The 26,512-nt window shown below is 60.4% G+C and carries 19 protein-coding genes; 4 read left to right on the forward strand and 15 right to left on the reverse strand.

The window, feature by feature from the left end; genetic code table 11:
- Positions 1–25: 25 nt before the first annotated feature.
- A complete protein-coding gene (locus R3C19_09680) occupies positions 26–1,399 on the reverse strand; it encodes a DUF1501 domain-containing protein (protein ID MEZ6060620.1) in 1,374 nt (457 codons plus the stop codon).
- A 213-nt stretch (positions 1,400–1,612) separates the two neighbouring features.
- Between R3C19_09680 and R3C19_09685 the strand changes: the two genes are divergently transcribed.
- Positions 1,613–3,799, forward strand: coding sequence for a S9 family peptidase (locus tag R3C19_09685; protein MEZ6060621.1), 2,187 nt, complete (start codon positions 1,613–1,615; stop codon positions 3,797–3,799).
- A gap of 280 nt (positions 3,800–4,079) precedes the next feature.
- Positions 4,080–5,627, forward strand: coding sequence for a sulfatase-like hydrolase/transferase (locus R3C19_09690; GenBank protein MEZ6060622.1), 1,548 nt, complete (start codon positions 4,080–4,082; stop codon positions 5,625–5,627).
- A gap of 24 nt (positions 5,628–5,651) precedes the next feature.
- Here the strand turns inward: R3C19_09690 and R3C19_09695 are convergent, their stop codons facing one another.
- From R3C19_09695 to R3C19_09720, 6 genes are all read right to left on the reverse strand, one after another.
- Positions 5,652–6,521: an alpha/beta hydrolase gene (locus R3C19_09695; GenBank protein ID MEZ6060623.1), complete on the reverse strand. Its 870-nt coding sequence runs from the start codon at positions 6,519–6,521 to the stop codon at positions 5,652–5,654.
- 57 nt (positions 6,522–6,578) lie between these two features.
- A complete protein-coding gene (locus tag R3C19_09700; protein MEZ6060624.1) occupies positions 6,579–7,667 on the reverse strand; it encodes a serine hydrolase in 1,089 nt (362 codons plus the stop codon).
- 256 nt (positions 7,668–7,923) lie between these two features.
- Complete coding sequence (locus R3C19_09705) at positions 7,924–9,042, reverse strand: hypothetical protein (protein ID MEZ6060625.1); 1,119 nt, start codon at positions 9,040–9,042, stop codon at positions 7,924–7,926.
- Positions 9,032–9,241 carry a hypothetical protein gene (locus R3C19_09710; protein MEZ6060626.1) on the reverse strand — a complete coding sequence of 70 codons (210 nt, stop codon included), beginning with the start codon at positions 9,239–9,241 and terminating at the stop codon, positions 9,032–9,034. The genes R3C19_09705 and R3C19_09710 overlap by 11 nt, the downstream gene beginning before the upstream one ends.
- A gap of 393 nt (positions 9,242–9,634) precedes the next feature.
- Positions 9,635–10,735 (reverse strand): DUF2156 domain-containing protein, encoded by a 1,101-nt coding sequence (locus tag R3C19_09715; GenBank protein ID MEZ6060627.1) that lies wholly within the window; start codon positions 10,733–10,735, stop codon positions 9,635–9,637.
- Between the two features lie 367 nt (positions 10,736–11,102).
- Positions 11,103–12,170 carry a GNAT family N-acetyltransferase gene (locus tag R3C19_09720; protein ID MEZ6060628.1) on the reverse strand — a complete coding sequence of 356 codons (1,068 nt, stop codon included), beginning with the start codon at positions 12,168–12,170 and terminating at the stop codon, positions 11,103–11,105.
- A 342-nt stretch (positions 12,171–12,512) separates the two neighbouring features.
- Here R3C19_09720 and R3C19_09725 point away from each other — a divergent pair, with 342 nt between their 5' ends.
- A complete protein-coding gene (locus tag R3C19_09725; GenBank protein MEZ6060629.1) occupies positions 12,513–13,619 on the forward strand; it encodes a sulfotransferase in 1,107 nt (368 codons plus the stop codon).
- A 74-nt stretch (positions 13,620–13,693) separates the two neighbouring features.
- Here the strand turns inward: R3C19_09725 and R3C19_09730 are convergent, their stop codons facing one another.
- A complete protein-coding gene (locus R3C19_09730) occupies positions 13,694–14,605 on the reverse strand; it encodes an alpha/beta hydrolase (GenBank protein ID MEZ6060630.1) in 912 nt (303 codons plus the stop codon).
- Between the two features lie 255 nt (positions 14,606–14,860).
- Here R3C19_09730 and R3C19_09735 point away from each other — a divergent pair, with 255 nt between their 5' ends.
- The gene (locus R3C19_09735; protein MEZ6060631.1) at positions 14,861–17,761 is read left to right on the forward strand and encodes an alpha/beta hydrolase domain-containing protein; all 2,901 of its coding nucleotides are present in this window, start codon (positions 14,861–14,863) and stop codon (positions 17,759–17,761) included.
- A 189-nt stretch (positions 17,762–17,950) separates the two neighbouring features.
- Here the strand turns inward: R3C19_09735 and R3C19_09740 are convergent, their stop codons facing one another.
- From R3C19_09740 to R3C19_09770, 7 genes are all read right to left on the reverse strand, one after another.
- Positions 17,951–19,444 carry a CoA-acylating methylmalonate-semialdehyde dehydrogenase gene (locus R3C19_09740; GenBank protein ID MEZ6060632.1) on the reverse strand — a complete coding sequence of 498 codons (1,494 nt, stop codon included), beginning with the start codon at positions 19,442–19,444 and terminating at the stop codon, positions 17,951–17,953.
- Between the two features lie 9 nt (positions 19,445–19,453).
- Positions 19,454–20,731: a hydroxyacid-oxoacid transhydrogenase gene (locus R3C19_09745; protein MEZ6060633.1), complete on the reverse strand. Its 1,278-nt coding sequence runs from the start codon at positions 20,729–20,731 to the stop codon at positions 19,454–19,456.
- 99 nt (positions 20,732–20,830) lie between these two features.
- A complete protein-coding gene (locus tag R3C19_09750) occupies positions 20,831–21,379 on the reverse strand; it encodes a transposase (GenBank protein MEZ6060634.1) in 549 nt (182 codons plus the stop codon).
- A 188-nt stretch (positions 21,380–21,567) separates the two neighbouring features.
- Complete coding sequence (locus R3C19_09755; protein ID MEZ6060635.1) at positions 21,568–22,929, reverse strand: MFS transporter; 1,362 nt, start codon at positions 22,927–22,929, stop codon at positions 21,568–21,570.
- An 8-nt stretch (positions 22,930–22,937) separates the two neighbouring features.
- Positions 22,938–24,476, reverse strand: a complete 1,539-nt coding sequence (locus tag R3C19_09760) for a CoA-transferase (protein MEZ6060636.1) — start codon at positions 24,474–24,476, stop codon at positions 22,938–22,940.
- Positions 24,473–25,225 (reverse strand): 3-oxoacyl-ACP reductase FabG, encoded by a 753-nt coding sequence (fabG, locus tag R3C19_09765; protein MEZ6060637.1) that lies wholly within the window; start codon positions 25,223–25,225, stop codon positions 24,473–24,475. Before fabG ends, R3C19_09760 begins: the two co-directional genes overlap by 4 nt.
- Before the next feature lie 31 nt (positions 25,226–25,256).
- Positions 25,257–26,363 (reverse strand): Gfo/Idh/MocA family oxidoreductase, encoded by a 1,107-nt coding sequence (locus R3C19_09770; GenBank protein MEZ6060638.1) that lies wholly within the window; start codon positions 26,361–26,363, stop codon positions 25,257–25,259.
- Between the last annotated feature and the right edge of the window lie 149 nt (positions 26,364–26,512).

Here is a 26,512-nt window from a genome sequence, read left to right on the forward strand (position 1 = left end):
GACCCCGTTTCCGGACCGGCCGTCGTCAGATGATTTCAGAAATCGGTTCGATGCCTTCGTCGACCAGATACTGCGGCACGCCGCTCTGGTCGAACATCCGGAAGCCGTGGACATCCAGGCCGATGTTGTGATACAGCGTCGCGAAGATTTCCTGGAACTTCACAGGACGCTCCGACGCGTATTCGCCCAGGCGATTGGTCGCCCCCAGAACCTGGCCGGTCTTCATGCCTCCGCCGGCCAGCATCGCACAGGATACCTGAGGCCAGTGGTCGCGGCTGGCGTTCTGATTGATCTTGGGAGTCCGGCCGAACTCACCCCAGACAACCACGGAGACATCTTTGTCGAGACCCCGTTCATGCAGATCCGTGACGAGCGCAGACAGTCCCTGATCCAGCAGCGGAAACTCTTCGCGCGAGCGGGGAAAGTTCATGCCATCGCCGCCGTGCCAGTCCCAGCGGCTGTAGTTCAGCGACACAAAGCGAGCACCGGCTTCAATCAGACGTCGAGCGATGCAGAAGTTTTCGATCATCTTCGGAGCACCGTCGCGCTGAAACGTTTCGTCACTGGTGCCGTAGCGAGCCACGATTTCCGGATCTTCCTTCGACAGGTCCAGGCCATCCGCCAGGGCAGAATTTGTCAGAATCCCCATCGCCTGCTGTGTGTAAACGTCCATGCTGTCCATGACGCCGCGAGTATCCGCGGCCCGGCGGAACTGATCGAAGCCGGACAGCAGTTGCCGACGGTCGCGAAGCCGGTCCAGCGAGATTCCCTGCAGCGTCATCGAATCCGCCGACGTTCGCGGCTTGCGTCCCACAAGATTGAACGGCGTGTGAGCGACGCCCAGAAATCCACCGGTGCCCGGTTCACCCCAGGTACGGTTGCCGGTTTGATACATCAGCGCCACGTTCGGCGGCACGGCGGAATTGACTTCGCCCTGAATCGCCGAAACCCAGGAACCTGCGGCCGGCCAGCCTCCCGGCGGCTTGCGACTGTCGAATCGGCGTCCGGTCATGCACTGATAACAGTCGTGCCGGCCGTCGGCGTCGCAGATCGAACGGACCGGAATGAACTTGTCCATCATCGCCGCCATGCGCGGAAACAATTCGCAGATTTCGATTCCCGGCACGTTCGTGCGGATCGGATTGAACTCACCGCGAATCTCGCTGGGAGCCTCCGGCTTCAGATCCCACAAATCCAGATGAGACGGACCGCCCGGCAGATAGATATTGATGATGCCCTTGTGAGATCTCGGAGCGCTGCCTTCGGCTTCAGCTCGCAGAACCTGAGGCAGCGAGAGACCTCCCATTGCCAGGCCGCCAATCGTCAGGAAGCCCCGACGCGAAATCCCGTCGCAGAAGTTGCCCCGCAAAGATCCGCCACGACCTGTGATCGTCAACATGGTGCCGAGCCCTGTGCAGCCGAGTTCTGTGGATAAGGAAGTGCGGTGGCCATCTTATCCGAACCGACTCAGCAGGATCAATAAGAACGGACCCCGGCGAACGGTCCGGAGGCGTGCCGACGAACCGCGAGACCGTGGAAGTCCTGCTGTTCCTGCCGTATAAGTCACGGCTGCCGACTTCACCGATGTGATCCGAACGTAAGGACTCTTCAGATGACCATCAAGACACTTCTGACCAGCGCATGGATTTGCTTCGTTGCCTGCGCATCAACAGCCTTCGGCCAGGAAACGCGGATGACTCCGGAGCTGCTGTGGAAGCTGGGACGACTCAGCAGTCCGACATTGTCCGCCGACGGAAACCTGGTGGCATACACCGTTCGCCGGTATGACCTGAAGGAGAATTCCGGAAAGAGTACGGTCTATGTCAAAGACCTGGCATCGGGAGGTCAGCGCGAACTGCTGACCGACTGGAGTTCCATTTCCGATCTGCAGTTCGGACCCTCACCCTTCGGCGAACGACTGTTCTTCACGGGCCTGTCGGGAACAGAAGAAAACGCGTCGTCGCAGGTCTGGGCGATGAATCCGATCGACGGTGCTTTGTTGCAGGTCACTGACTTCACCGCGAAAGACTTTCCATGGACGAACGAGAAGGACACGAAAGACGCCACCGACGCCGAATCTTCCGATGACGACGACAGTGAATTCAGCGGAATCGCAAATCTGAAGGTCTCTCCCACCGGACATCACATCGCTTTCACCGCCGATATCAAGCTCGACAAGACCGTGCAGGACCTTTACGAAGACCTGCCGAAAGCCGATGCGAGGATCATCGATTCCCTGATGTTTCGTCACTGGAATGCCTGGCACGATTACAAGTACAGCCACCTGCATGTGGCCGCGATTGGCGACAACGGTCGCTCCGGAAAACCGACGGACCTGATGAAGAATCAGCGAGTCGACTGCCCGGTCCCGCCGTTCGGCGGCAGTGAACAGTTCGCGTGGTCGCCGGACGGACAGGAAATCGCCTATACCGCAAAGGACGTGAAGAACTGGGCCGAATCCACTGACAGCGATGTGTATCTGGTCAGCATTGCCGACCCCGCGTCCGCGAAGAACATCACGGAGGGCATGGAAGGTTATGACAACGACCCGTCGTATTCGCCGGATGGAAGGCTGCTGGCGTTTCATTCGATGCAGCGTGCCGGGTTTGAATCGGACCGCAACCGGATCATGATCTATGACCGCAGCAGTGGTGCCATCACCGAAGCCACGGCAGGACTTGATCAGACGGCTCACGGAGCCCACTGGACTCCCGACAGCAGCGGTATCCTGTTCACTTCGGAACGCAACGGAACCGTTCAGGTCTTTCGCGTGAACCCGTCGGGCGGGGGTGCTCACGAAATCAGCAGCGGACGTTTCGACTGGGAAGCGTACGACGTATTCCCGGCGGGAGATCGCGCGCTCGTCACATTCAGCAGCATGATCCGGCCGAACGAACTGGCGGTGATGTCACTGACTGACGGCAAAGCCACGACAATCTCCGGCATCAACGACGAGATCTATAAAACGCTCGAACTGCCGACAATCCGGGAACGCTGGGTCAAAGCCACTGACGGAAAACAGATTCACACGTGGGTCATTTATCCGCCGGACTTCGACGAGAAAAAGCAATGGCCGATGCTGACGTACTGTCAGGGCGGTCCGCAGGGCCAGATCGGTCAGTGGTTTTCCTATCGGTGGAATTTCCACCTGATGGCGGCCAGCGGCTATGTGGTTGCCGCTCCCAATCGACGCGGCCTGCCGGGCTTCGGTCGGGAATGGAACGACCAGATCAGCGGCGACTGGGGCGGACAGGCCATGCAGGACCTGCTGTCGGTGACGGACGAACTGGCCGCGACCGACTACATCGATGAACGGCGCGTCGGCGCAGTTGGCGCCAGCTTCGGCGGCTACACCGTTTACTGGCTGATGGGCAACGCAGGCGATCGCTTCGCCTGCATGCTGGCCCACTGCGGCGTGTTCAATCTGGAATCCATGTACGGCTCAACCGAAGAACTGTTCTTCGTCAACTGGGATCTGGGCGGTCCGTACTGGAAGGCAGACATGATTCAGCGCGACTATGATCGGTTCTCGCCGCACCGGTTTGTGAAGAACTGGAAGACACCGCTGCTGATTGTTCACGGCGAGAAGGACTTTCGGGTCCCGGTGACTCAGGGCATGGAAGCATTCACCGCCGCACAGATTCAGGGCGTGCCTTCGAAGTTCCTGTACTTTCCGAACGAAGGTCACTGGGTGCTGGGACCACAGAACGGAGTGCTCTGGCACCGAGTGTTCTTCGAATGGCTCGACACATACTGCAAGCCGGCAGCGGCGCAGGGCGTGTCTGCATCTGTTCGATGACGATCGTCTGCCTGACAGCGTGTGCCGTCGCGCATGCTGGTTCGTCGCCCGGGACCTCAGCGTCCGGCGACATGGCAGGCGGCCGACATCGCTCAATTGCGGCGGACCAGTTCAGCGGGCATCCGGGCGCGTTCCGACAGGCGTCCCGGTTCGGCAGACACTTCGGGATGCGTGTTGGCTTCTGCTGAGTTCCGCATGACGATATCTTCGCGGGAGTGGTGCTGAACACAGGCATCGCTCTGACCCGAATTCAATCGCAACACTGCCGGAGGTATTGCAGATGAGTCGCTGGTTCACGCTTCTGACGCTGGTGCTGTCAGCGTCCATGGCAGGCCGTGTCTGTCAGGCCGAACGGCCCAACATTCTGTTCATTTACGCCGACGACCAGTCCTACAAGACTCTGTCGTGCTATCGGGAAGCGCCGGACTGGGTGAACACGCCCAACATCGATGCGCTCGCGCGCGGCGGAGTTCGCTTTGAACGCTGCTATTTCGGAGCGTGGTGCATGCCGTCCCGCGCCAGTTTTCTGACCGGAAGGCTGCAGCACGGAATTCAGACGATGCGAATGGAAGGCACCTATCCGGCCAGCACCTACGATCCCGAACAATGCCCGTTCGTGCCCGCGGAGTTCCGAAAACAGGGTTACCACACGGCACAGATCGGAAAGTGGCATACCGGCGTCGACACCGGTAACGGACGCGACTGGGATCACCAGATCGTCTGGAACCGTCCCGGACATCCGGAGAATGCCGGCAATTACTTCAAAGAGCAGATCGTCACGTTCAACGGTGTCGATCGAAAGGTGGAAGGGTACTCCACGGACAACTACACCGACTGGGCGATCGAATACATCAATGGAAAGCACCGCGACGTCAACAAGCCGTGGTACCTGTGGCTGTGCTACGGCGCCGTCCACGGACCCACAACACCTGCGGAACGACACGAAGGCAAACTTGCCGGAAACCCCGCACCAGTCCCCGCCGATATCTTCGGACCGTGGCCCGACAAACCACGATTTCTGAATACAACGGCGGCCTGGGAACGCGGACCGGACGGCAGCGCGTACCGCCGCAGAAGAGTCGTTGATGCCGCCAGCAACTTCAACACAAATACCGCCGGACAATCCTTCGAAGCCTGGGTCCAGCAGGTGAATGAATGCGCAATGGCAATCGACGAAGGCGTCGGTCGGCTGGTGGCCGCGCTGGAAGCTTCCGGTCAGATTGAAAACACGCTGATCGTCTACACGGCCGATCAGGGCTTTGGCCTGGGGGAACACGGCTTCAACCAGAAAGTCGCCGCCTACGACTCTACCGTCGCCAGTCCGCTGATCATCCGCTATCCGGGAAAACTTCCCGAAGACAAGGTCTGCCGGCACGCGATCAACGCGCCGGATGTGGTCCGGTACTTCTGCAGCGCCGCTGAAGTCACGATTCCGTGGCAGATGCACGGCCGCGACATGCGTCCTCTGCTTCAGAATCCCGAAACGGACGAATGGAATTCCGCGATGCTGATGACGCACACGGCGCGTTCCTACGGCAGCGACACAAACACGATTCCCACCGACGAAGCGCTGACCATCGTCGGTGAGGTTCCGTGGTACGCGCTGCTGCGAGACGGCCGCCACAAGTACATTCGCACGTTTGTGGAAGGCGAAGTCGAAGAGATCTACGACCTGGACGCCGACCCGGAAGAACTGAACAATCTCGCTGTCAGACCGGAAAACCAGGAACTGCTGGTCCGCCTCAGAAATGCGGCGGTCCGGGAGCTTCGGCGAACTGACGCGAAGTTCGTCGATGCCCTGCCGGCGACCGCGGCGATGAAACAGTGACGTTGCGGGCGGACGCTTTGGTTTTCACTTCTTCTGCGCGCCGTCAACGAACTCAAGCAACACCTTCGTCGACGGATCATCGGGAAGACCGAGTTCGTCGTTCAGTCTGTTGTGGTTCGTTTCTCTGGCGCCGGACAGTTTCGCCCAGATCCCGGCTTCCGACAGCACCGCCCCCAGCCGCTGCGCCTGGGCGGAGTTGTCGGGGTGATCGGCAACGTAAAGAATCAGGAACGGAGGAATTCCCTTGTTCGGCGCAACGTGCGTGACGGCGGAAAAGTCGATGTGCTTTTCGGGATTATTGCCGAATTTTTCGCGATGCCCGAACTTCGCCTGTGGCTGACCATGCACGCGGCGGCGAGTCTCCGCGGTGACGATAATCGCCGGAATGTCGTACGTGTCGCCGTCCACCGGCACGCAGCCGCGGATGATGTCCAGTGGCAGGCCCTCCGCCTTCAGGTAACGATCGTCGGTGCAGATTAACGCCGCTAACTGCGCGCCGGCCGAATGACCCATCACCAGCAGGCGATCGGGGTCACCGCCATATTCCGCAATATGATCGTGGACCCACCGCACGGACTTCGCGACATCGCGGATAATCGTTTCCATTTCGACGTCGGGCAATAGTCGGTAGTTCGTGGAGACAAACACGAATCCCCGGTCCATGAACAACTGCGGCTTCAGCCGAACGTCGGACTTGTCCCCGGTCTGCCAGCCACCGCCGTGAATCCAGAACACCACCGGCAGGTTCTTTGCATGATCGGGTGAGTAGACATCCAGCACCTGAAGTTCGCCGGCCGGCTCCGAATACGGAATGTCACGCTGGACGACCTGTGCCTGCACGGTCGTTATGAATCCATATGTGATGACGAAACACAGCAGCGCGAATGGTCTCATACGGAATCGTCCACCAGGAGAGTATTCACAGTCCGTCACGAAACAGCCGCGACGGCATTACCGTTTGGCCTTCAGTCGGGAAGTAACTTCCTTCAGCCTTGCCACTGCCTCAGGATTTTCCGCCAGCGGCTTGTCATGAAACGCCGGCAGCAGTTTGTCCCAGACGACATTCAGCTCGGCCTGCATGTCTCCCGTGTTGGCCGTAATCGCCACGACGGCATCCTGATCGGGAATGACAACGCAGAACTGCCCGTCCTTACCGTCGCCGCGAAAGGCGTTATGACGACAGCGCCAGAACTGAAATCCGTAACCCTGATCCCAGTCACGTTCCGGATCACTGCCGTTGGAAACCTGCTTCGACGTGGCCTGTTCAATCCAGCCGGCCGGTATGAGCTGCCTGCCCTGCCATTTGCCCTTCTGCAGATAAAGCTGACCGAACTTAGCGATGTCTTCCGTGCGCAGAAAAAGTCCGTACCCGCCAATCGAAATCCCCTGCGGACTTTCGTCCCATCGCGGCTTTTCAATTCCAAGCGGTTCGAACAGTCGCGGTGTCAGGTAATCAACCACCGTTTCGCCGGTCACCTTCTGCACGATGGCCGACTGCATATACGTCGCCGGAGTGTTGTACCGGAAGTGAGTTCCCGGCTTGTGAGGTACCGGATGATTCAGAAACGCACGCACCCAGTCCTTCGCTTCTCTCAGGTTCACCTCGTCCTGATGACCGGCCGACATCGTCAGCAGATCCCGGACTCGCATCGCTTTCAGATTTGCGGAAGGCTCGGCCGGAGCTTCATCCGGAAAGAACTTCAACACCGGGTCATCGATGCTCAATCGGCCTTCGGCAACCGCCAGCCCGACGGCGGTTGACGTGAAGCTCTTGCTCAGCGACCACAGCACATGTGCCTTGTCTGCCGATTCCGGTTCCCACCATGCTTCGGCGACAACATGACCGTGACGCACCAGCATAAAACTGTGCATCGAATTGACGTGTTGATCCGCGGCCTCAAGAAATTCCAGAACTCCGGCCGACGACACGCCCTGAGCTTCGGGAGTACTTCGCGGCAAGCCGGACTCCTGACCGACCGCCTGGTCGGAAAGCCATGCAATGACAGGTACCGCCATCAATACGAATCTGACCAGTTTCATGCATCGCGGTCCGTGTGAAAAGGTGCCGGCGATTCCGGCCTGACGCCTGGCACTGACGGAGAAGTTTTGCCGGCCGAACTGCAGGCTCAATCATCGTCGAATCATCACATCCCTGCAATGAGACAGGCGACTCATGTTGCGAACGAAATCCGCGTCAGCGCCTGTTTTCAAAGAACCCCTGTCGCCCGCGGGACGAGCGATGTCAGAACCGCGCGCGAAGGTGTGGGAAGTTGCAGGCAAGGCAGCCGCGATGGATTCACGGCGCTGTTGCTTTGGCGTCCGAATCCACGAAACGGAATGAATACAGTGATGCATTCTTCAAACGAAACTGCAGCCGCAGCGGCTGATTCGGCAGACGCCCGAGATCGGTTGCGGATTTCCAGGCGGCGACCAGATCCGTGTCATCACCCGTCAGGGGCAGGCAGTCGTCGAAGGAGAATCCCGGCAGTGGCGTGTCGTCGGGGCCGAGCACCGCCACCGTGATTTCACCGTCGTCGGCAACCTGCGCGTTGAGCACCAGTCGGCAGTTCTGAGTGTTCGGCACATGCAGCGGCCGCGTCACAAGTTCACCGCCGTCGCGTCCGGCGTCCAGAGACACGAAGCCGTCGCGTCGCAGCACCGCCAGACAGACGGCTCCGGATTTCTCGTCGCCGTCCTGCGGTTTGGCTCGGTACTTGATGCCCGTGTAGTAAAACCACAATTCGTCGTCGCGCAGAACGGGAGAACTGGGGGGCAGCAGTTGCGTGCGGTCCCAGACGTCCGGTCCGACGGGAGATGGGCCGATAAACGGCCGACGGTCGCCCAGCCGTTGCCACTGCCGCAGATCGCGGCTGCAGGCAAGCTGGATCAGGTGAAAGCCATCCGTGTTGTTTTCGTGCTTGCCGGTGGCGTGATATACGGCGGGGAGTCCGATGTAGATTCCTTCGTAGTTGAAGATTCCGATGTTGTAGATGTCGGCGTTGTAGTCTTCGGGACGGTTTTCCACAGGCCGCTGCAGCGACGCGTCGGCGAACCGTTCGGCAATGGCCGATTTTGCAAGCTGCTGATCGGTTTCGTCCGCATGAAACAGCGATCCGGTGTCGTTCCAGTGTATGAAGTCGGAACTGGTCCAGATTGCGTGAGACCTGCCGAACGGCCCGCCTTTCTTCAATGAGGCAATAAATAACCCGTTTGCTTCGTCAAAGCTGAGGTTGGATTCATCGGACGACGGAAGCTCCGCGACATCAGACAGCGACCAGTGCAGACCATCCGGACTGAACATCGGACGCCGGCCGATGGCTCCATAGAACCCCTTGTAGCGTCGCGCGGGATCGGAATCGTGCGGGTCGCGGACGACGTTTTCCACCGCATTCGCCGGCCAGTTGTCACCCGGCACGACGGAAATGAAGTTGTTGTCCGGTGCCTGGGCACTTTCCAGCTGACCGAGTGACGGCTTCGTCCAGCGTGATTCCGTCTTCGCTTTCGGCGTAGGTGGTTCCGGCCAGACCGGGCACGGTTGTCGACGTAATCAGCCACATCTGCCAGACGCGACGTTCCGGGTTCCAGGCAGGAGCACACCGGGTCTGCAGAGACAATTCCCATGGCCGATCCGGACGAATGACGCACCCCGTTTTTCGGGCCGGTGCATTGTGCGCTGCAGCCCAGTCATTCGTTGAACGACATGATCGTCAAGGAACAACTGCCGCTGGTTAACGCAGCATGACGGCATCGGGTTCCGCGGCGGCCGCAATTCCGGCGGCGGCCACGAACGCACCAATGACCACCAGCGCGCGGTGGCACGAACTTCGCCACGTTTGGCATCCCGCGGACTGGCGGTCGTCTCCTGAAGGAACGCAGCTTCCATCGACTTTACACTCCCGTCGCGGACAGGATTTGATATGTCTGGTTCATTATGGTTGCTCGTGAGCAGTGCATTGCGGTCGCTGACCCCGCTGCGGAACGATGGCGGAGCGTGCGGATCATTCGTGTCACGCGCTGACCTTGATTCGCGGCACGGTGCTTGGCGCTGTGGAGTGCTTCCACAGATTGCGAGCAAGGTTGCGGAGATCCGGCCGGACGGCCCCGCTGACCTGAAGAAACGATGTCATCGACCGCAGAGTCGTCGTCGGTGTGACGCAGATGTAGCGATTCTGAAACCGCGGACGAAACCGGCTCTTGAAGTAATCCTGGCCGCGCGCGTTGAACAGGAATTCGAGCCGTTTGTACCACGTCGACAACGTCCACTGCACCAGCCGCCGAGCTGTCGGACTCGAATGTTGCGGAATGTTTCTTCCGGGGACCAGACACAATGACACCTGTCGAACGCCTTCGGCCTGCAACCGGTCGATTGTCTCCCGAAACAGAAACGGCATCACACCGCGAGGAGCGCCGCTGCGGCGACGATAGCTTTCGAACCCCCAGCTCTGACCGGCCTGCATCGGACTGCAGGCAAGAAACGCTTCCGTCCGTCCGGTCCGAATCGATCGCGCGACGAACAGCCGCCGGCGAAACAGAGCCCGTGCGTCGAATTCACCTTCCAGCAGTCTCAGAGGCCGGGAATAAGTCCGCCACGCAAGATCTTCCCGCAGGATCTCCAGCAGATCGTCCGCCAGCCGGTGCTGTTCCGATTGGTCGGCGATCTCCACAACTTCCAGTCCGGCGCGACGGCAGAAGTTTGACTGACGCCGCACCCACTCAAACGGTTTGCCGCGCCAGGTAATGTCACCCAGATCCAGCACCGGTTCTTCGCCGAACTTCGTGACTTCAAACCCCGCGTCGACGAATGCCGGAACATCCTGTTCACGCACGGAATACAGAATCAGTGTCACCCGGCGGCGTTCCGCAACTCGCTTCAGCCATGCAACCGCGTCCCGAATCAGCTCGGTCGGACCCAGAAGCCCGCCGGGAACATGCCAGTAACGCCGGTGCGGAAGGACGCTGACCATCACGCTGCCGCACGCGGAACTGAGAAAGGAACCGTCCGATATCGCGATGTCGTACGATTCCGGTGCGGACCCCCACGTCCACGCGTGCTGTTCCACACGACGCCAGTCTTCCGGTGATATGCTGCGGCGGCACCTGAGCGCCACGTCGGTAGCTGTCCAGTCCGGTCGGCTGGAACTGACGGTGCCCGATACAGAGGGCGATCGAAAAACCGGAGTGACCGTTTGAGTCATCGCAAGACCTTACCTGCCATTTGCCTGCCAATGTTGAGCGTGCGGTAATTCAGAGTATACCGGTTGGCGCTGCACAACATACCTGCCGACCGCGGAAGTTGCGTCGCCAACTAAGAACCCCTCGCAAAACCAATGAGGATCTCATAGGTTTCGTCAGGGGTTCTTAGAAGACTCCGCGCGGACGACACGTCGTCGGTGCTCGCGCAGCATTCGAAGATCCGCCGGACAACTTGAACCAGGCGCCTGTTGTTGATTTCCGCTGGTGTTATTCCCGATTCATTCATCGCCACAGAACGTGCATCCGCCGCAATCGAGGAATCTTTTCCGATTCCTGTGCCCAGTTAACAATCACGTCGGAATCCGCCGGCTTGCAGAACCATCCGCGTGAAAGAAACGTCCCCGCCGGATAGTCGCCGGTTCGCAGCTTCAATGCCAGGACAGCCCCTTCGTCGCGAAGTCGCCACAGAACGGACTTCAGCAATTCGGTGCGTCCGGCTTTCGACAATTCGGAGAGAAACACCAGATCCAGAATTCCCACGCGTTCCACTGTTCGCCCGGCAATCGGAATGCAGTGATACGCAATGCAACCCCGGACCTGCCCCCGCTCTTCCGCCACCAGTGCCTGACTGAACCCTGCCAGCCCCAGGTGCCGTTCCAGCGCGTCCGCGTCCCGGACCAGTCGCAGTTGGCAGTTTCGTGTGGCGACATCGGCCAGTTCCAGACAGCGCGGCACGTCGGAATGTTGGGCCGGGCGAATGATGATCCCGGACCGATTTCGTGGCCGTGACAATCGCAGGAACGGCCCCGCCAGCGAGGTCAGGCGACTTTCGGGAAGATTGACGTTCCACGCCGCCGCCCGCCGTGCGTCGAGCACTCGGACCCAGAAGCCCGCGCGGCCGACAAATGACGTTGCGCTTCGGTCCCGCTGCCGCTTCCAGAAACGCGGTCCCAGCGAGACTCTGGAACCCGTGTATCCAAATCCCAGACGCAGACGCAGATTCTGCTTAAGCAGCGCTGCCTGTGCTGCATCAAACAACAGCGTCGCGACTCCCCGGCCGCGGTGTTCCGGCACAACGCTCAGCCAGCTCGACTGAACACCGGGGCACGGCCGACCGGCGATTTCAAACATCACGGGAAATTGAAGCATGACACCGACAGGCTGGTCGCCTTCGTAAACGGCAATCGAGTTCTCATGGCTGTCCGGTTCGTCCAGCCGCAATTGCCAGCGAAAGTAATCTCCGCTCCAGTGCGGAACCGGCATTTTTCCGGCGTACGTGGATTCCCACGCACCAACGACGAACTTTGCCAGTTCCTCCGGAGTTCCCGCGAATGGTCGAGCTTCATACATTGCCGATGCCGCAGGAGCCCGGAAGGACGAAATCTGACTTGTGAATGGAACTCGGTGCGATCCCGCCCGATGCGAACATTCTCGGCGCATGCCCGTTCGACGGGTAACGGTTCGACGGGTACCAGTCCCACACGCGCCGGCCGGCCCGGCGCGGGACGCGTGCGTTCGATCCTCGCAGTCTGTGGGTCCCGTTTCAAACCCGTTCGAAAAAAAATCCGGGGAACGTTCAGTTCGGATCCCGCGTTCTCCGTACTCGCACGTCTGAAAACACCGCAGTCGCCGCATTATTTCCGGCGGCACTTCGACTCAGTCGTGAGCGGACTTCGAATTCCGCCGAAAGCCATGAAAAACAACGCATTCGTGAAATACTTTGGCCCCGCCTGCCTGGCGGGCATCACGCTGTCCGACTGGATCAGACTGCTCGCGCAAAACCGATGGCGAGTTGCTCCGCGATACTGGGGAAAGGCGGCCTTTATTTCCACCAGCAGTCTGCTGACGTCGATCCTGCGGCCGCTGGAATCGGTCGTGTACCGCAGCCGTCTGCAGCAGTTGCAGCCGGAGGCTCCCATCTTCATCGTGGGATGCTGGCGAAGCGGCACGACACATCTGCACAACCTGCTGTGTCTGGACGAACGCTTCGCCGCGCCAAACATGTATCAGACCATGTATCCCCACACGTTCCTGCTGACGGAAGCGGTGCTGCGGCCGCTGCTCGATGCGATGACGCCGCACAAACGGTTTATGGACAACATGCCTCAGGGATTGCAGGAACCTCATGAAGACGAAATGGCCCTGGCCATCATGACTCTTTGTTCGAACATGCTTAGCTGGGCATTCCCGCGAAATGCCGCCCGCTACGACGTCTACCTGGATTTCGCCGATGCAACCGAACAGGAACTCTCGCTGTGGAAGTCCTGCTTCGATCACTTCGTTCGCAAGATCGCACTCAAGACGAACAAGCGCGTGATTTTGAAGTCTCCCAACCACACCGCTCGCCTGCATTCGCTGCGACAGCTTTATCCGGACGCGAAGTTTCTGCACATTCGCCGACATCCCTGCGACGTGTTTCGGTCGATGTGTCACATGGCCGCACAGGTGCAGCCCGTCTGGGGACTTCAGGTCCTGCCGTCACCACAGATTCCCGATATGGTGATCGACACGTATCGGCGCCTGTACGACGCGTATCGGACTCAATCCGCCGACGTACCGGCGACGCAACTGCATGAGATCGCCTACGACCAATTGATCGCCGATCCGGTGGCGGTTCTGGAACGCGCGTATGACGCTCTGGAACTGGGGGAATTCGCAGCCGTCAAACCGAAGATTGAAGAGTACGCGGCCGCAAACTCCGGCTATCAGCGAAACACCCATGCCGATCTTCCGGACGCCGATCGGGAACGCCTGCGAAGGGAATGGGACCGCTTTTTTCACGACGACGAACGGCAGTGACGCAACCACGAATCTTCGCGGAAACGAACGTGCCGGATTTCATTTCGCAGGGGAGTCCCCGTCACCAGGCTTACTCACGGCTTTGGTTTCAGGTACCGGTCGAAGAATTCCAGGCGAGCGTTTTCGATGTCGGCTTTCACTTCCGGTGATGACTGGCGAAACCCGTGGTCGCCGCCTTCGATGGTCATCAGCGTTGCGTCGACATCCGCGGCCTTCAGCCGATCGACCAGCCAGACAGCCTGCTCGTGCGCCACATAGCTGTCGTTTGTCCCGTGAATGCAAAGCGTCGGCGCGGCATCGGGAGTGACCCAGTACAGCGGGCTGGATTCGATGTGGCGATGACGTTGTTCCTGCAGATTGCCTCCAAGAAACAGAGGCAAAACTTCCGCCGCGTCGACGCTGGCGTCGTACGACTTGGTGAAGTCGCTGGGGCCGTAGAAGTTCACCACACAGGACACGCTGCTGGAAAATTCGGGGTTGCCGCCGTCGCCTTCAAACCGGTCGACGTCGCCGGTGACGCCCAGAAACTGAGCCAGATGGCCTCCGGCTGATCCACCGGTCGTGCCGATGCGATCGGGGTCGATGTGATACCGATCCGCGTTGGCTCGCATCCATCGGACGGCCGCTTTTACGTCGTGGACGGCTGCCGGAAACTGATACTTCGGAGCCAGGCGATACGACACCGTCACGGCCACGTATCCGCGGCGGGCGAGTTCCAGGCACAGGCCGTTGAAGCCTTCCCGACTGCCGGCTCGAAACCCGCCGCCGTGAATGCAGACCACTGCCGGATACGGACCGCTGCCGTCCTTCGGGCGAGCCAGGTTCAACTGCAGGTGCTGGCCGTCCGGATTGGCGTACTCAATGTCCTTTTCGAAAACAACACCGTCCGGAATCGTGTCCTGCGCCGCGACGATCGAAACTTGCAACAGCAGCATCACGGACGCTGCGATTTTCACGGCAGGAATCGGCATTGTTCGGCAGTTCATCACAGACCTCTTTCGTGCAGTTACGCGGCAGTTCGGATCGTGGCAGGATGCCGATCGCAGGCAGAACGATCAGCAGGTTCGCCGCCGGTCTCCCTGCGGACCTTTGCGATCCGGGGGTGAAAACCGCAAGATAACCGCGATTCCTGTCCGACGGTATTCGACGATTGGTGGAGCGATGCGATGTTGCGAATGTGCCGAGTTTGCTTGTGGCTTGTTCTGACTTGTACCGGCGTGATCCCGGTCGCGGTCGCAGAAGTGACCCGCTTCGAAATCCAGCGCCGCGAACCGTTCGCCGGCGGACGACAGTTCGGCAACGTCGGAGCCTACGAACGCATCGTTGGACGGGTCTTCTTTGAAATCGATCCAGCGCTGCCCGGCAATCAGCGGATCATCGACCTGCAGCACGCACCGCAGAACGAAAACGGTCGCGTCGAATTCAGTGCAGATCTGGACCTGCTTTCGCCGAAGGATCTCACGAAGGCTCGCGGTGCGGCGTTGTATGACGTCAACAACCGAGGCAACAAGCTGGCCATTCGGTTCTTCAACGACGGTTCCGGCGGAAACGATCTCAGCGACGCCGGGCACGGCTTTCTGATGAAGCACGGCTGGATCGTCGTGTGGAGCGGCTGGGACGGCGAACTGCTGCCGGGAGACGGCCGACTGCAACTGGATGCTCCGACGGCGTCCGACGAACAACCGATCACGGGACTCGTGCGGTACGAAATCGCGGTTTCCGAACCCGGGCAGACGCGAATCTCCGTCAACCGCGACGCTCACGGCGCCTACCGGCCGACCGACGCGGGCCTGAAGAACGCGACGCTGACGTGGCGTCTAAGACCGAGCGACCCTCGCGTTCTGATCCCGCGTGAACAGTTCCATCTGTACGTTCAGGACATCGAATCGGAACGGCAGGGGCAGTTGCCGCGCGTTGATCTGGAACTTCCGGCCGGATTCCAACCGGGCTATTTGTACGAAGTCATCTACGAAGCTCAGGATCCGCTGGTTCACGGAGTCACGTTCGCGTCGGTACGTGACCTGATGTCGGCGCTCAAACCCGGCACGGGCGACGGCAACCCGCTTCTGTTGAACGGTCAGCCTGTTGTGAGGCGAAATCACGGATTCGGCGTTTCACAAAGCGGTCGCTATCTGCGCGAGTTTCTGTACTCCGGGTTTAACGCCGACGAACAGGGTCGCAAGGTCTTCGACGGTCTGATTCCGCACGTCGCCGGAGGCGGGCTGGGATCGTTCAACCACCGCTTCGCTCAGCCGACGACCTACAACTCGCAGCAGGAATTGCACGAATGGCCGAGCGATCGGTTTCCGTTCACGTACGCGTCGCAGACCGATGCACTGACCGAACAAACGGCGGGAATCCTGGATCAGGCGACAGCGGATGATGTCGCCCCGTACATTCTGCACACGCAGTCGTCGGCCGAATACTGGTCGCGCAGCGGCTCGCTGGCTCACACGGACCCGCTGTCCGAACGCGACGCCGACATTCCCGACAACGTGCGGGTTTTTGCATTCGGCGGAACGCAGCACGGTCCGGCCGGATGGCCACCAGGCAAAGGCGACGGACAGACTGCCGCCAATCCCGGAGACTACCACCCGTTTCTGCGAGCATTGCTGACAGCGCTGGACGAATGGTGCGCCGGCGGAACTTCCGCCCCGCCGAGCGTCTATCCAACGATTGCATCCGGCACGCTGGTTGACTGGCAACAGGCGGGCACCGGCTTTCCCGCGATTCCGGGAATTCGCTACCCGAACGTCATCCAGCAGCCGCCGGTCTTCGATCTCGGCCCGCGCTGGCTGACCGAAGGCATCATTGACTATCAGCCGCCCCGAATCGTCGGGCAGTATCGAGTGCTCGCGGCAAAGACCAACGAAGACGGAAACGAACTCGGCTGTCTGCTGCCGCCCGAAGTTGCTGTTCCGGTCGCCACATTCACCGGCTGGAACCTGCGTGCCGCGTCGTCGGGGGCTCAGAGCGAACTCATCAAGCTGGCCGGGTCGTACATTCCGTTTCCCGTGACGAAGTTTGAACGCGAATGGACGGGCGATCCACGATTGTCGGTGCAGGAACGTTACGCGTCGCTCGACGATTACCGCGACAAGCTTCGGCAGGCATGCGATGAACTGGTTCGCAACCGCTACGTGCTGGCCGAAGACGTCGACCGCATAGTCACGACGCACACCGAACGCGCCCGGCCGCTGTTCGAACAGATCGACAGCGACAGCGTTGTGGAATCCGGACCTGACGAGCTGTTAAACGAAGGAGCCGGTGAAGGTCCGGCATGGCATCCGGAACTCGGCCTGCTGTTCAGCGGACACGGAGGAATCAACCGCCGCGATCATGACGGAAAACTTCACGCCTTTCGCCCCGACGCCGGAACCAACGGCTTGCTGTTCGATCGCACGGGCCGACTGGTTTCGTGCGAACCGAAACTCCGCCGTGTCACGCGCACGGAACTCGACGGGACCATCACGGTGCTCACGGACAACTACAACGGCCGGCGATACAACCAGCCGAACGACCTGACGATCGATTCGAAGGGCCGCATCTACTTCTCCGATCCGAAATACGGCCCGCGCACCGACATGGAAATGCTCGACGCCGATGGTCGCGAAGTCGAAGGCGTCTACTGCATTGACCCGGACGGCTCGGTGACCCGCATCATCACGCACGAAGCCGATCGTCCGAACGGTGTGCTGGTGACTCCGGATGACCGCTTCCTGTTCGTTGCCGATAACAACAATAACACCGTCGGCGGAGCCCATATCCTGTGGCGTTTCGATCTGACTCCGGAAGGCAACATCGTTGCGGATTCGCGAAAGAAAATTCACGACTGGCAGACCGGTCGCGGTCCGGACGGCATGGCTCAGGACATCGACGGCCGGCTGTACGTCGCCGGAGGTCGTGACAAAGCGGTCCCGCCGTTCGAAACCGCCGTGCGTCACAGGGCCGGTGTCTACGTCTTCAGCACTGACGGCCGGCTGATCGACTTCGTCCACATTCCTCGCGACGAAGGGACGAACTGCAGTTTCGGTGGTGAGGACCTGCGCACGCTGTTCATCACCGCCGGTGGTTCGCTGTGGAGCGTCCGGACGAAGTCACCGGGCCGGCTGCTGTTTCCGGCTATGAAGGCTGCAAAGTAGCTGCAGTATTCGTTGTTCGCTTCGCCCTTTGAAACTCGGTCCCAGCTCCTGCCTGGGACCGCATATCCTTGAAGCTCTGCTTCGCATGAGTGGTGCCGGCAACGCCCATCGTACAGTGGTGGAAGCAGAGCTTCCGGGATACGCGTTCCGAAACTGCAGCTTCGGAACGAGAGGGCGAAGTATCGGCGTTCACGATTTCCAGACGGGATCGTGGTGGCTGTCGCCGGAAGGACGCAGCCAGCGCGTCAGCGTGACCTTTTGGCGCGTGTAGAACTGGATGCCTTCCATGCCCTGCACGTGCAGATCACCGAAGAAGGATCCGTTCCAGCCCGTAAACGGAAACCAGGCCATCGGCGCGGGCACTCCCACGTTGATTCCGATCATGCCGGCGTTGCAGTGCTCGCGAAACTGTCGAGCCGCATAGCCGTCTCGCGTGAAGATGGACGCGCCGTTACCGAACGGACTCATCCGGCCGAGTCGCAGAGCGTCATCGAGCGTTCTGGCGCGCACCACCGAAAGCAGCGGTCCGAAGATCTCATCGCGAGCCACCGACATCTCCGGGCTGACGTGGTCGACGACGCTCGGACCCAGGAAGAAACCGCCGCCCGGAAACGAGCGTCTTCCGTCCAGAGCAACGACGGCTCCTTCGCTGCTGGCAGTCTCGACGTACGACGCAACTCGCTCCACATGCTCGCGACGAATCAGCGGACCGAGATCGACGTCCTGAGCTTCGTCGGTCGCACCGACAGTCAGCGATTCGGCGTGCTGTGAAAGCTGCCGGACAACGTCATCCGCTGCTGTGCCCACGGGGATCGCAAGACTGGTCGCCATGCAGCGCTGGCCTCCGCAACCGAACGAAGCCGCAGCCAGCGCCTTCGCCGCCAGTTCCTGATCGGCATCCGGCATCACGACACAGACATTCTTCGCACCGCCGGCTGCCTGAACCCGCTTGCCCGCGGCGGTACCACGCTCATAAATCGATCTGGCGACTTGTGTTGAACCGACAAAGGAAATGGCCGCCACGCGCGGTTCGGCGATCAGCGCGTCAACACACTCCCGGCCACCGTGGAGCACGTTGAACACGCCCCGCGGGCAATCGGCTTCCAGCAGCAACTCACCCAGCCGAACAGCCGACAGCGGAACTTTTTCCGACGGTTTCAGCACGAATGTGTTGCCGCAAACCAGTGCGATCGGAAACATCCACATCGGCACCATGGCGGGAAAGTTGTACGGCGTGATTCCGACGCAGACACCCACCGGATGACGCGACACGTCGGCGTCCACGTCCGCCGCGATGTCGGCCAGTGACTGCCCCGCGAACAGTCCCGGGATGCCGCACGCGAATTCGACCACTTCGATTCCACGCCGCAGTTCCGCGCGAGCTTCCGCGATCGTCTTGCCGTTTTCCTTCGTGATCAGACGGGACAGTTCATCGAAGCTGCGTTCCAGCAGTTCGCGATAACGAAACATCAGTCGCGCGCGATCGACGATCGGAGTGCGGCTCCACGACGGAAGCGCGTTTTCCGCGGCGTCAACTGCAGCTGTGACATCGGCCGAAGCGCACAAGGGCACGCGGGCGATGACATCCCCCGTGGAGGGATTGAAGACGTCGGCAATCTGACTCGCTCGTGCTTCGGTCAGCGAACCGTCGATGAGATTCTGAACATCGGGGACTGAGGACATGATTTCATTTCACCAGATGCGAAGAGACTGCCGGAACAAACACGTCAGATCGGCCTCATCGGCAGGACGCGGGGAAAGTTTCGTCACACGATGCTGCGGCAGAGTGCCGGCGACGAGAGCCGGAATGTCGTCTTCGGTGTAACCCACGTCGCTCAGGCCGTTGGGCATCTGCATCAGCTTCATGAAGTGGATGACTCGGTTCGCCAGGATCTCGCCTGCGTCCTTCTCGTCCGCGCCGCGGATGTCGGCACCTAACGCTTCTGCCGCCTGCAGGTGTCGCCGCGGACACGCGGACGCGGTGAAGCGGACAACGGCCGGTGTGTTCAGAATCACCGACATTCCATGAGGAATCAGCGGATGATCGGTGCGATATCCCGCCGGCCGAAAGTTCTTCACCATTCCCGCGACGGGATACGACATGCCATGCGGCAGATGCACGCCCGCGTTGCCGAAGCCGATTCCGGCGATCGCCGCTGCCAGCAGCATGTTTCCGCGAGCTTCGTTGTCGGTCGTGTCCGCGAAGGCTCGCGGCAGGAATTCCGCCATCACCTTCAGAGCGTGCAGCGACCACAGATCACTGATCGGATTGGCTCCCTGATAGGCCGGCCGATGCAGCGGACCGACTGGCTTCGGGCGCTGGTCAAACGGCAAAGCGGTGAAGGACTCCAGGGCGTGGCTCAGCACGTCCAGTCCGCTGGCGGCGGCAACCTGCGCGGGCAGCGTGCGTGTGTTGTCTGAATCGATGATTCCGAGGGTCGGCTTCAGATAGCGGTGGGCGATTCCGGTCTTGGCCTTCTTTTCCACGTAATCAAAGATCGCCACGCCTGTTGTTTCGCTGCCGGTGCCGGCTGTTGTCGGAACCGCGATCAACGGCTTCAGCGGCCCTGGCACGGGCTGCCCTGCTCCGATGGGAGCATTCACGTAGTGCAGAAATCCGGCTGGCCATGTCGAATACAGGTTCGCCGCCTTGGCCGTGTCGATCGTGCTGCCACCGCCGACAGCAACGAACGCGTCGAAGTTTCCGTCCGCGGCGACAGCGGCAGCATGCTGAAAACTGGCGTCGGTGGGTTCGACGGAGATCTCATCGAAAAGCACGAACTCCCGCCGCTGAGCGTTCAGCGAATCGATGATGACTTCGGCAACGGAACTCGATCGAAGGTTGGGATCGATCAGGACCAAAATCCGTCCGGCCGACAGATCGCGCAGGTCCATGCCGATTTCCGCCGTGCATCCTGCACCGAAACGAATGTTGGAGGCCGCCATCTGAAAGACGTTGTCGCGTTCCATTTCATTCTCCGTTGTTGCCCGGCGGATCACAGGGTGGCCCGACCGCCGTTCACGGCGGTTGGGTGCCGCAGGCACAAGATGGATCATCGTGGGCGTTGATTACAGTTCTGTTGCAAACTGGTCGTCATGTTCCAGCCCGGGCGGCCAGCGAATCGGCAAACCAACAGATCGACGCTCCAGATACCAGTGAGCCGAACTCCATGGCCAGTCGCTGGCTCGTTGCACCAGGCCCGCCCGGACGGGATTCAGGTGCACGTAATCCCGTTTCTCCTCCACCTTCGCGCGTGACCAGATGTTGAAGCCGTAGTAACGTGACTGCCAGATCGGCTCGGACGAGTCGATCTGCGACCAATAATTCGGGAAACGCTCACGCAGCACGGACTTCAACGTTTTAGACGTCAGTTCCTTCCACTGATTCATGAACGGACTGATTTGAAGAGTCTCGGGGAACCACACGAGAGCGTGGACGTGATCGTGCATGATGACGAATCCCAGGCACAGTCCTCTCTGCAGGGTCAGTCGGCTGCCCATGGTTCCAATGACGATCCTTTTCGCCTGATCATGCTGCAAATGTTTCCGACGCTTGTAACAGGAGAAGGTCACGATATGAATGTGTTTGTGTGTATCGTAAACGCGGCGGTCAACCATCCTGCTCAGCCGGAAGGTGTGGCGGGAGTGTCACGAAAGTTGGACCCGCATGATATCACATCCTGTCGCTACGCGACCCGACCGAACAAGTCGGTCGGGCCACCCGGCGAGGTAACCATTTTGGTTAGCCGGAAGCGGTGGCGGGAGCACCACGAAGAATCGGGCCCGCATGATGTCACATCCTGTCGCTACGCGACCCGGCCGAACGAGTCGGTCGAGCCCCCCGGAGATTCGGTGGGAGGCTTTTTGTCTGATCCCGGTTCGTCGAGGTCGTGGTTGAACGTTTCCAGAGTCAGCCAGATCGACGTCAGCGTCACGGCGGCGGTGGCAATCAGGTACATCGAAACCGGCCACGAGCTGCCGTCTGCCCACTTCAGCAGCCACGTCGCGATCAGCGGAGCCAGTCCGCCTGCGAAAGGCGATGCCAGTTGATAACCGATGGACGCTCCGCTGTAGCGAACTCGGGTGCCGAACAGTTCCGAAAAGAAAGCCGCCTGAGGACCATACATCGCCGCGTGACCGATCATGCTGAGCACAATCGCCAGCCAGACAAGAGCGGTCACTCGGGTTTCGATCAGCCAGAAAAACGGAAACGCGAACGCAACCAGAAACATCGCGCCGCACAGATACACGGGCCGTCGACCGACACGATCCGACAACAGCCCGAACGCCGGAATCGCGATCAACTGAAAGCCCGCCGCGATCCAGACTCCCGTCAGCACACCGGACTTCGCAAGTTCCAGCTGTTCTGTCGCGTAGGAAATCACCCACACGCTGAAAATGTAGAAGCACGCGTTTTCGGCGAATCGAGCACCCATCGCCAGCAGCACGTTTTTCTTGTAGTGTCGAAACACGTCCAGAATCGGCAGAGGGCTGACGTCGCGTGTGTGCTGCACGCGAGCGAACAGCGGACTTTCCATCACGCGAACCCGGATGAACATTCCGATTCCCAGCAGCACGATTCCCAGCAGAAACGGAACTCGCCAGCCCCAATTCAGGAACGCCTGTTCGTCCATGCTCGAAAAGACCGCGAAGGTTCCTGTCGCCAGCAGCAGGCCCGCGGGGACTCCCATCTGCACGCAACTGCCGTAAAACCCGCGGCGATTTTTGTGTCCGTGTTCGACCGCCATCAACACGGCTCCGCCCCATTCGCCGCCGACGCCAAACCCCTGAATCAGTCTCAGCAGAGTCAGCAGCGCGGGAGCGGCCACGCCGATGGACTGATAAGTGGGCAGCACGCCGATCAGAAACGTGGCGGTGCCCATCATCATCAGCGTCGTGAACAGCATTGCCTTCCGCCCGATGCGATCACCGAAGTGACCAAACACAATGCCTCCGATCGGACGGGCGAAGAAACCAATGGCGAAGGTTCCAAACGCCGCCATTCGGCCGACGAAGGCGTCTTCGTTGGGAAAGAACAACTGCCCGAATACCAGAGCCGACGCGGTGCCGTAGATGAAGAAGTCGTACCACTCAATCGCGGTGCCGACAAAACTGGCCAGTACGACCTGACGCACGGAATCTGCGGATGGCCGGATGTCATCGCTCATGGAGTTCATCACCGTTCAAACAAATGGGCGGGCATCGGCCGGACGTCACGTATCACGGGACGAAACTCCATCACGTCCAGCACCTGCGTTTGAAGATCGATCCCCGGAGCAGTCTCAATCAGTTGCAGTCCGTCAGAAGTCAGCCGGAACACGCAACGTTCGGTGACAAACAACACGGGTCGACCGGAGTCGGCTGCCAGGCTTCCGCTGAAGGAAACCTGATCCACCTGCGCGACGAACTTCTTTGTCCGTCCTTCGGATTCGATCACGAGCCTGCCGTGTTCGACACGTGTGACGAGACCGCCGGAGGTCATTGTGCCGCAGAAGATCAGCCGCCTGGCATTTTGAGAGATGTTGACGAAGCCGCCGACTCCGGCGAGTCGCGGGCCGAACATGGAAACGTTGACGTTGCCGAAACGATCAATTTGCGCGGCACCCAGCGCGCTGTAGTCCAGTCCGCCGCCGTCGTAGAAGTCGAATTGTGCCGGCTGGTCGATGACGGCCAGCGGATACTCCGACGCGCCAAAGCTCAGGCCGCCTGCCGGCATACCGCCAATCGGACCACTTTCCAGAGTCAGCGTGACCTGATCCAGCAGACCGCGTTCTGCCGCGATACGCGCAACACCTTCGGGCATGCCGATACCCAGATTGGCGATGTCTCCGACTCGAAGCTCGTCACACGCTCGCGCCGCGATGATGCGGCGTTCACTCATTTCCATCGGCGCCGCCGTGACTGACTGACCTTCCTGCGGCGCGGTGCAGTACGCCGAATTCATCTGTTCGGCAAACGTCTGGTCGTGCTGGTGGTCGTCCGCCAGCACAATGCGATCGACCAGAATCCCCGGCACGCGCACGGCCTGCGGCGACGCCGGTTTGTCACTGAACCGTTTCACCTGAGCCAGCACCGTTCCGCCGCTGTTGTGAACGGCCTGCGCAACGGGCAGAACTTCTCCGATGATTGCTTCCTGTTCCATCGACAGATTGCCGAACGGGTCTGCTGTGGTGGCCCGGATCAGCCCGACATTCACTGGAAATGCCTTGTAGAACAGCCAGGTCCGTCCGTTCAGCGTCACGCGTTCCACCAGCGCTTCGGTGGTTTGCGAGTTCAGGCGGCCGCCCTGCTGTTCCGGGTCGATGAAGGTTCCCAGTCCGACGTGTGTGATGCAGCCGGGGCGGCCCGCGGCGATGTCACGAAGCAACTGGCAGATGACTCCCTGCGGGAAGTTGTAGGCTTCGATCTGATTGTCGATGGCCAGCCGGCCCAGTCCGGGAGCCAGCCCCCAATGACCACCGACAACACGCTTCACGAGATCACGATGAGCCAGGTGATTCAGGCCGCGCGACTTTCCGTCACCCTGCCCGGCCGCGTAAACGAGCGTCAGGTTGCGAGGCGTACCGTCGCGAAGAAACCGGCGTTCAAGCGCCGCTGTGAGAGCTTCCGGATGAGCGGCACCGACGAACCCGCCACAGACCACGGTGTCGCCGCTTTGAATCAGCCGCACGGCCTCATCGGCGGAACACTGCTTCCGGCTGCGGACGTCGCTCATCCGAACCAGCCTCCGTTAACGTGCAGAGTCTGGCCGGTGATGTAGCTGGCCAGAGGACTGCACAGAAACAGAACGGCGTTCGCGATTTCGTTTGGTTCGCCGAAACGGTTCAGCGGAATCTGCTTCAGCATTTCAACGCGGGCTTTTTCCGGGATCGATGCGCCCATTTCCGTCAACACAACACCGGGTGCAACGGCGTTGACGGTGATTCGTCGGCGGGCGAGTTCCCGGCTGAGCACTTTCGTCAGCCCGACGACGCCCGCTTTGGAAGCCGAATAATTGGCCTGACCGAAGAAGCCCGTGAACCCGGAGATCGACGCCATGTTGACGATCCGGCCGCCGTCGGACAGACGTTCCACGGCTTCTTTGCAGACGTTGTAGACACCTGTCAGATTCGTCTGCAGCACCGCATTCCATTCGTCGTCGTCCATCTTGCCGAATGACCGGTCGCGCAGAACGGCGGCATTGTTCACGACAATGTCGACCGAACTGAAACGTCCCGTCACGGCGTCAAACATTTCGTTCAGAGACGAACGGCTGCGGACGTCTCCGGCGACGGCCATCGCCTGCGGTCCCAGTTCATCGGCAGTGGCTTCCGCCAATTGCTGATTGATGCCGTCAGCGTCCGGAAGATAGCTGATCGCCACGGCGGCTCCGGCAGCATGCAATGTTCGCGCTGTCGCCTTCCCCAGGCCGCGCCCGCTCCCGGTGACGACGGCCGTCTTTCCCGAAAGGTCGATCGAAATCATGGCGAAGATTCTCGAACAGCGGTGGAACGGCCTACATCAATGACAGAGGATTCACGCGAGTCTGCAGCGGCAAGTCGACGGGACCGGACACGCGGTGCGATTCAAACACCGCCGCGATCATTTCGATGATGGCCCGGCTGTCTTCGGCCGAACATTTCGTGGATCGCTGCTGCTCGATGCTGCCAATCAAATCGACGATCGCCGCGATGTGGCCGCCTTCGTAGGTTCCGTCGGTGCGGGGTTCAGGCTTGCCGATGCCGGCCGAGGTGATCGTTTCCCAGGCCTTTCCCGTCCGTCCGGGAGACCAGCTTGAATCGCGCAGGATGTAGGCCGGAGCCAGGTAACCGCTTTGCATTTCGATGATGCCGCGTGAACCAAATACCTGCAGCCCGAATCGCGACGGGTTACCTCCCATCGCGCGTCGTGAAGCAAAGTGCCCGTAGATTCCGTTTGCAAAACTGTAGCGAGCCTGGACACTGTCACCGGCGAGCAAGCCGATGCCTTCCGCTCCGTCGACAACATCCGCCTTTGTGACGGCGTGACCCTGCTGAGTCACCGTTGCGTGGCACGAAACCGCGTCGCCGCCGGCCAGACTTCGCATCAGGCCAAACACGTGAGATCCCAGGACCCACAGATCTTCGCCGCCGCCGCGATTGTCTTCCTTGCCGCGTCCGCGAATTTCCAGAACGTCGCCAATTTCGCCGCTGCGGATCAGTGACAGCACGGTGTCCAGCACCGGTGAGTACTGGCTGACGTGAGCGATCCCCAGCTTCAGATGCCGCATCTCCATCGCTCGCACAACGTCATCGCATTCGGCCGGAGTCCGGCAGAACGGCTTTTCCATGTAGACGTGGCAGCCATGTTCGGCAGCGGCCATCAGCATGTCATGATGCGCGTCGATCCAGCGGGGGCAGATGGCGACGATGTCCGGCTTTTCGGCAGCCAGCATTTTGCGAAAGTCGGAGTACGCCTGCGGAGCAGCGGTGCGTTTCTGAGCATCCGCACGGCCCTTGTCATCGGGATCGGCAACGGCGGCCACGTGGACGTTTTCCAGTTTGGTGAAAGCAACGTCGACTCCGTGTCCGTAGTCGCCTCGACCGGTGCTGCCGATGATTCCGACACGATAAGTTTTCGACATGGTTTTACTCCCGATTCAGCAATGCCTTCCGCCGATGATCTCACCGTCAACCGATGGGTTGCCCCAGGCCGCAGGTTCACTTCGTGCAAACTGAAAGCGGCGTCGACTCGGTCCGATGCATGAGGGTTCACGGTACCAATTCGCCGTCA

The organism is Planctomycetaceae bacterium, from assembly GCA_041398785.1.
GTDB lineage: Bacteria > Planctomycetota > Planctomycetia > Planctomycetales > Planctomycetaceae > JAWKUA01.

Excerpts from the sequence above, each read along its gene's own strand:
- R3C19_09680 (MEZ6060620.1), bottom strand. The coding sequence starts at position 1,399 with ATGTTGACGATCACAGGTCGTGGCGGATCTTTGCGGGGCAACTTCTGC.
- R3C19_09685 (MEZ6060621.1), top strand. The coding sequence starts at position 1,613 with ATGACCATCAAGACACTTCTGACCAGCGCATGGATTTGCTTCGTTGCC.
- R3C19_09690 (MEZ6060622.1), top strand. The coding sequence starts at position 4,080 with ATGAGTCGCTGGTTCACGCTTCTGACGCTGGTGCTGTCAGCGTCCATG.
- R3C19_09695 (MEZ6060623.1), bottom strand. The coding sequence starts at position 6,521 with ATGAGACCATTCGCGCTGCTGTGTTTCGTCATCACATATGGATTCATA.
- R3C19_09700 (MEZ6060624.1), bottom strand. The coding sequence starts at position 7,667 with ATGAAACTGGTCAGATTCGTATTGATGGCGGTACCTGTCATTGCATGG.
- R3C19_09720 (MEZ6060628.1), bottom strand. The coding sequence starts at position 12,170 with ATGTATGAAGCTCGACCATTCGCGGGAACTCCGGAGGAACTGGCAAAG.
- R3C19_09725 (MEZ6060629.1), top strand. The coding sequence starts at position 12,513 with ATGAAAAACAACGCATTCGTGAAATACTTTGGCCCCGCCTGCCTGGCG.
- R3C19_09730 (MEZ6060630.1), bottom strand. The coding sequence starts at position 14,605 with ATGAACTGCCGAACAATGCCGATTCCTGCCGTGAAAATCGCAGCGTCC.
- R3C19_09740 (MEZ6060632.1), bottom strand. The coding sequence starts at position 19,444 with ATGTCCTCAGTCCCCGATGTTCAGAATCTCATCGACGGTTCGCTGACC.
- R3C19_09745 (MEZ6060633.1), bottom strand. The coding sequence starts at position 20,731 with ATGGAACGCGACAACGTCTTTCAGATGGCGGCCTCCAACATTCGTTTC.
- R3C19_09750 (MEZ6060634.1), bottom strand. The coding sequence starts at position 21,379 with ATGGTTGACCGCCGCGTTTACGATACACACAAACACATTCATATCGTG.
- R3C19_09755 (MEZ6060635.1), bottom strand. The coding sequence starts at position 22,929 with ATGAGCGATGACATCCGGCCATCCGCAGATTCCGTGCGTCAGGTCGTA.
- R3C19_09760 (MEZ6060636.1), bottom strand. The coding sequence starts at position 24,476 with ATGAGCGACGTCCGCAGCCGGAAGCAGTGTTCCGCCGATGAGGCCGTG.
- fabG (MEZ6060637.1), bottom strand. The coding sequence starts at position 25,225 with ATGATTTCGATCGACCTTTCGGGAAAGACGGCCGTCGTCACCGGGAGC.
- R3C19_09770 (MEZ6060638.1), bottom strand. The coding sequence starts at position 26,363 with ATGTCGAAAACTTATCGTGTCGGAATCATCGGCAGCACCGGTCGAGGC.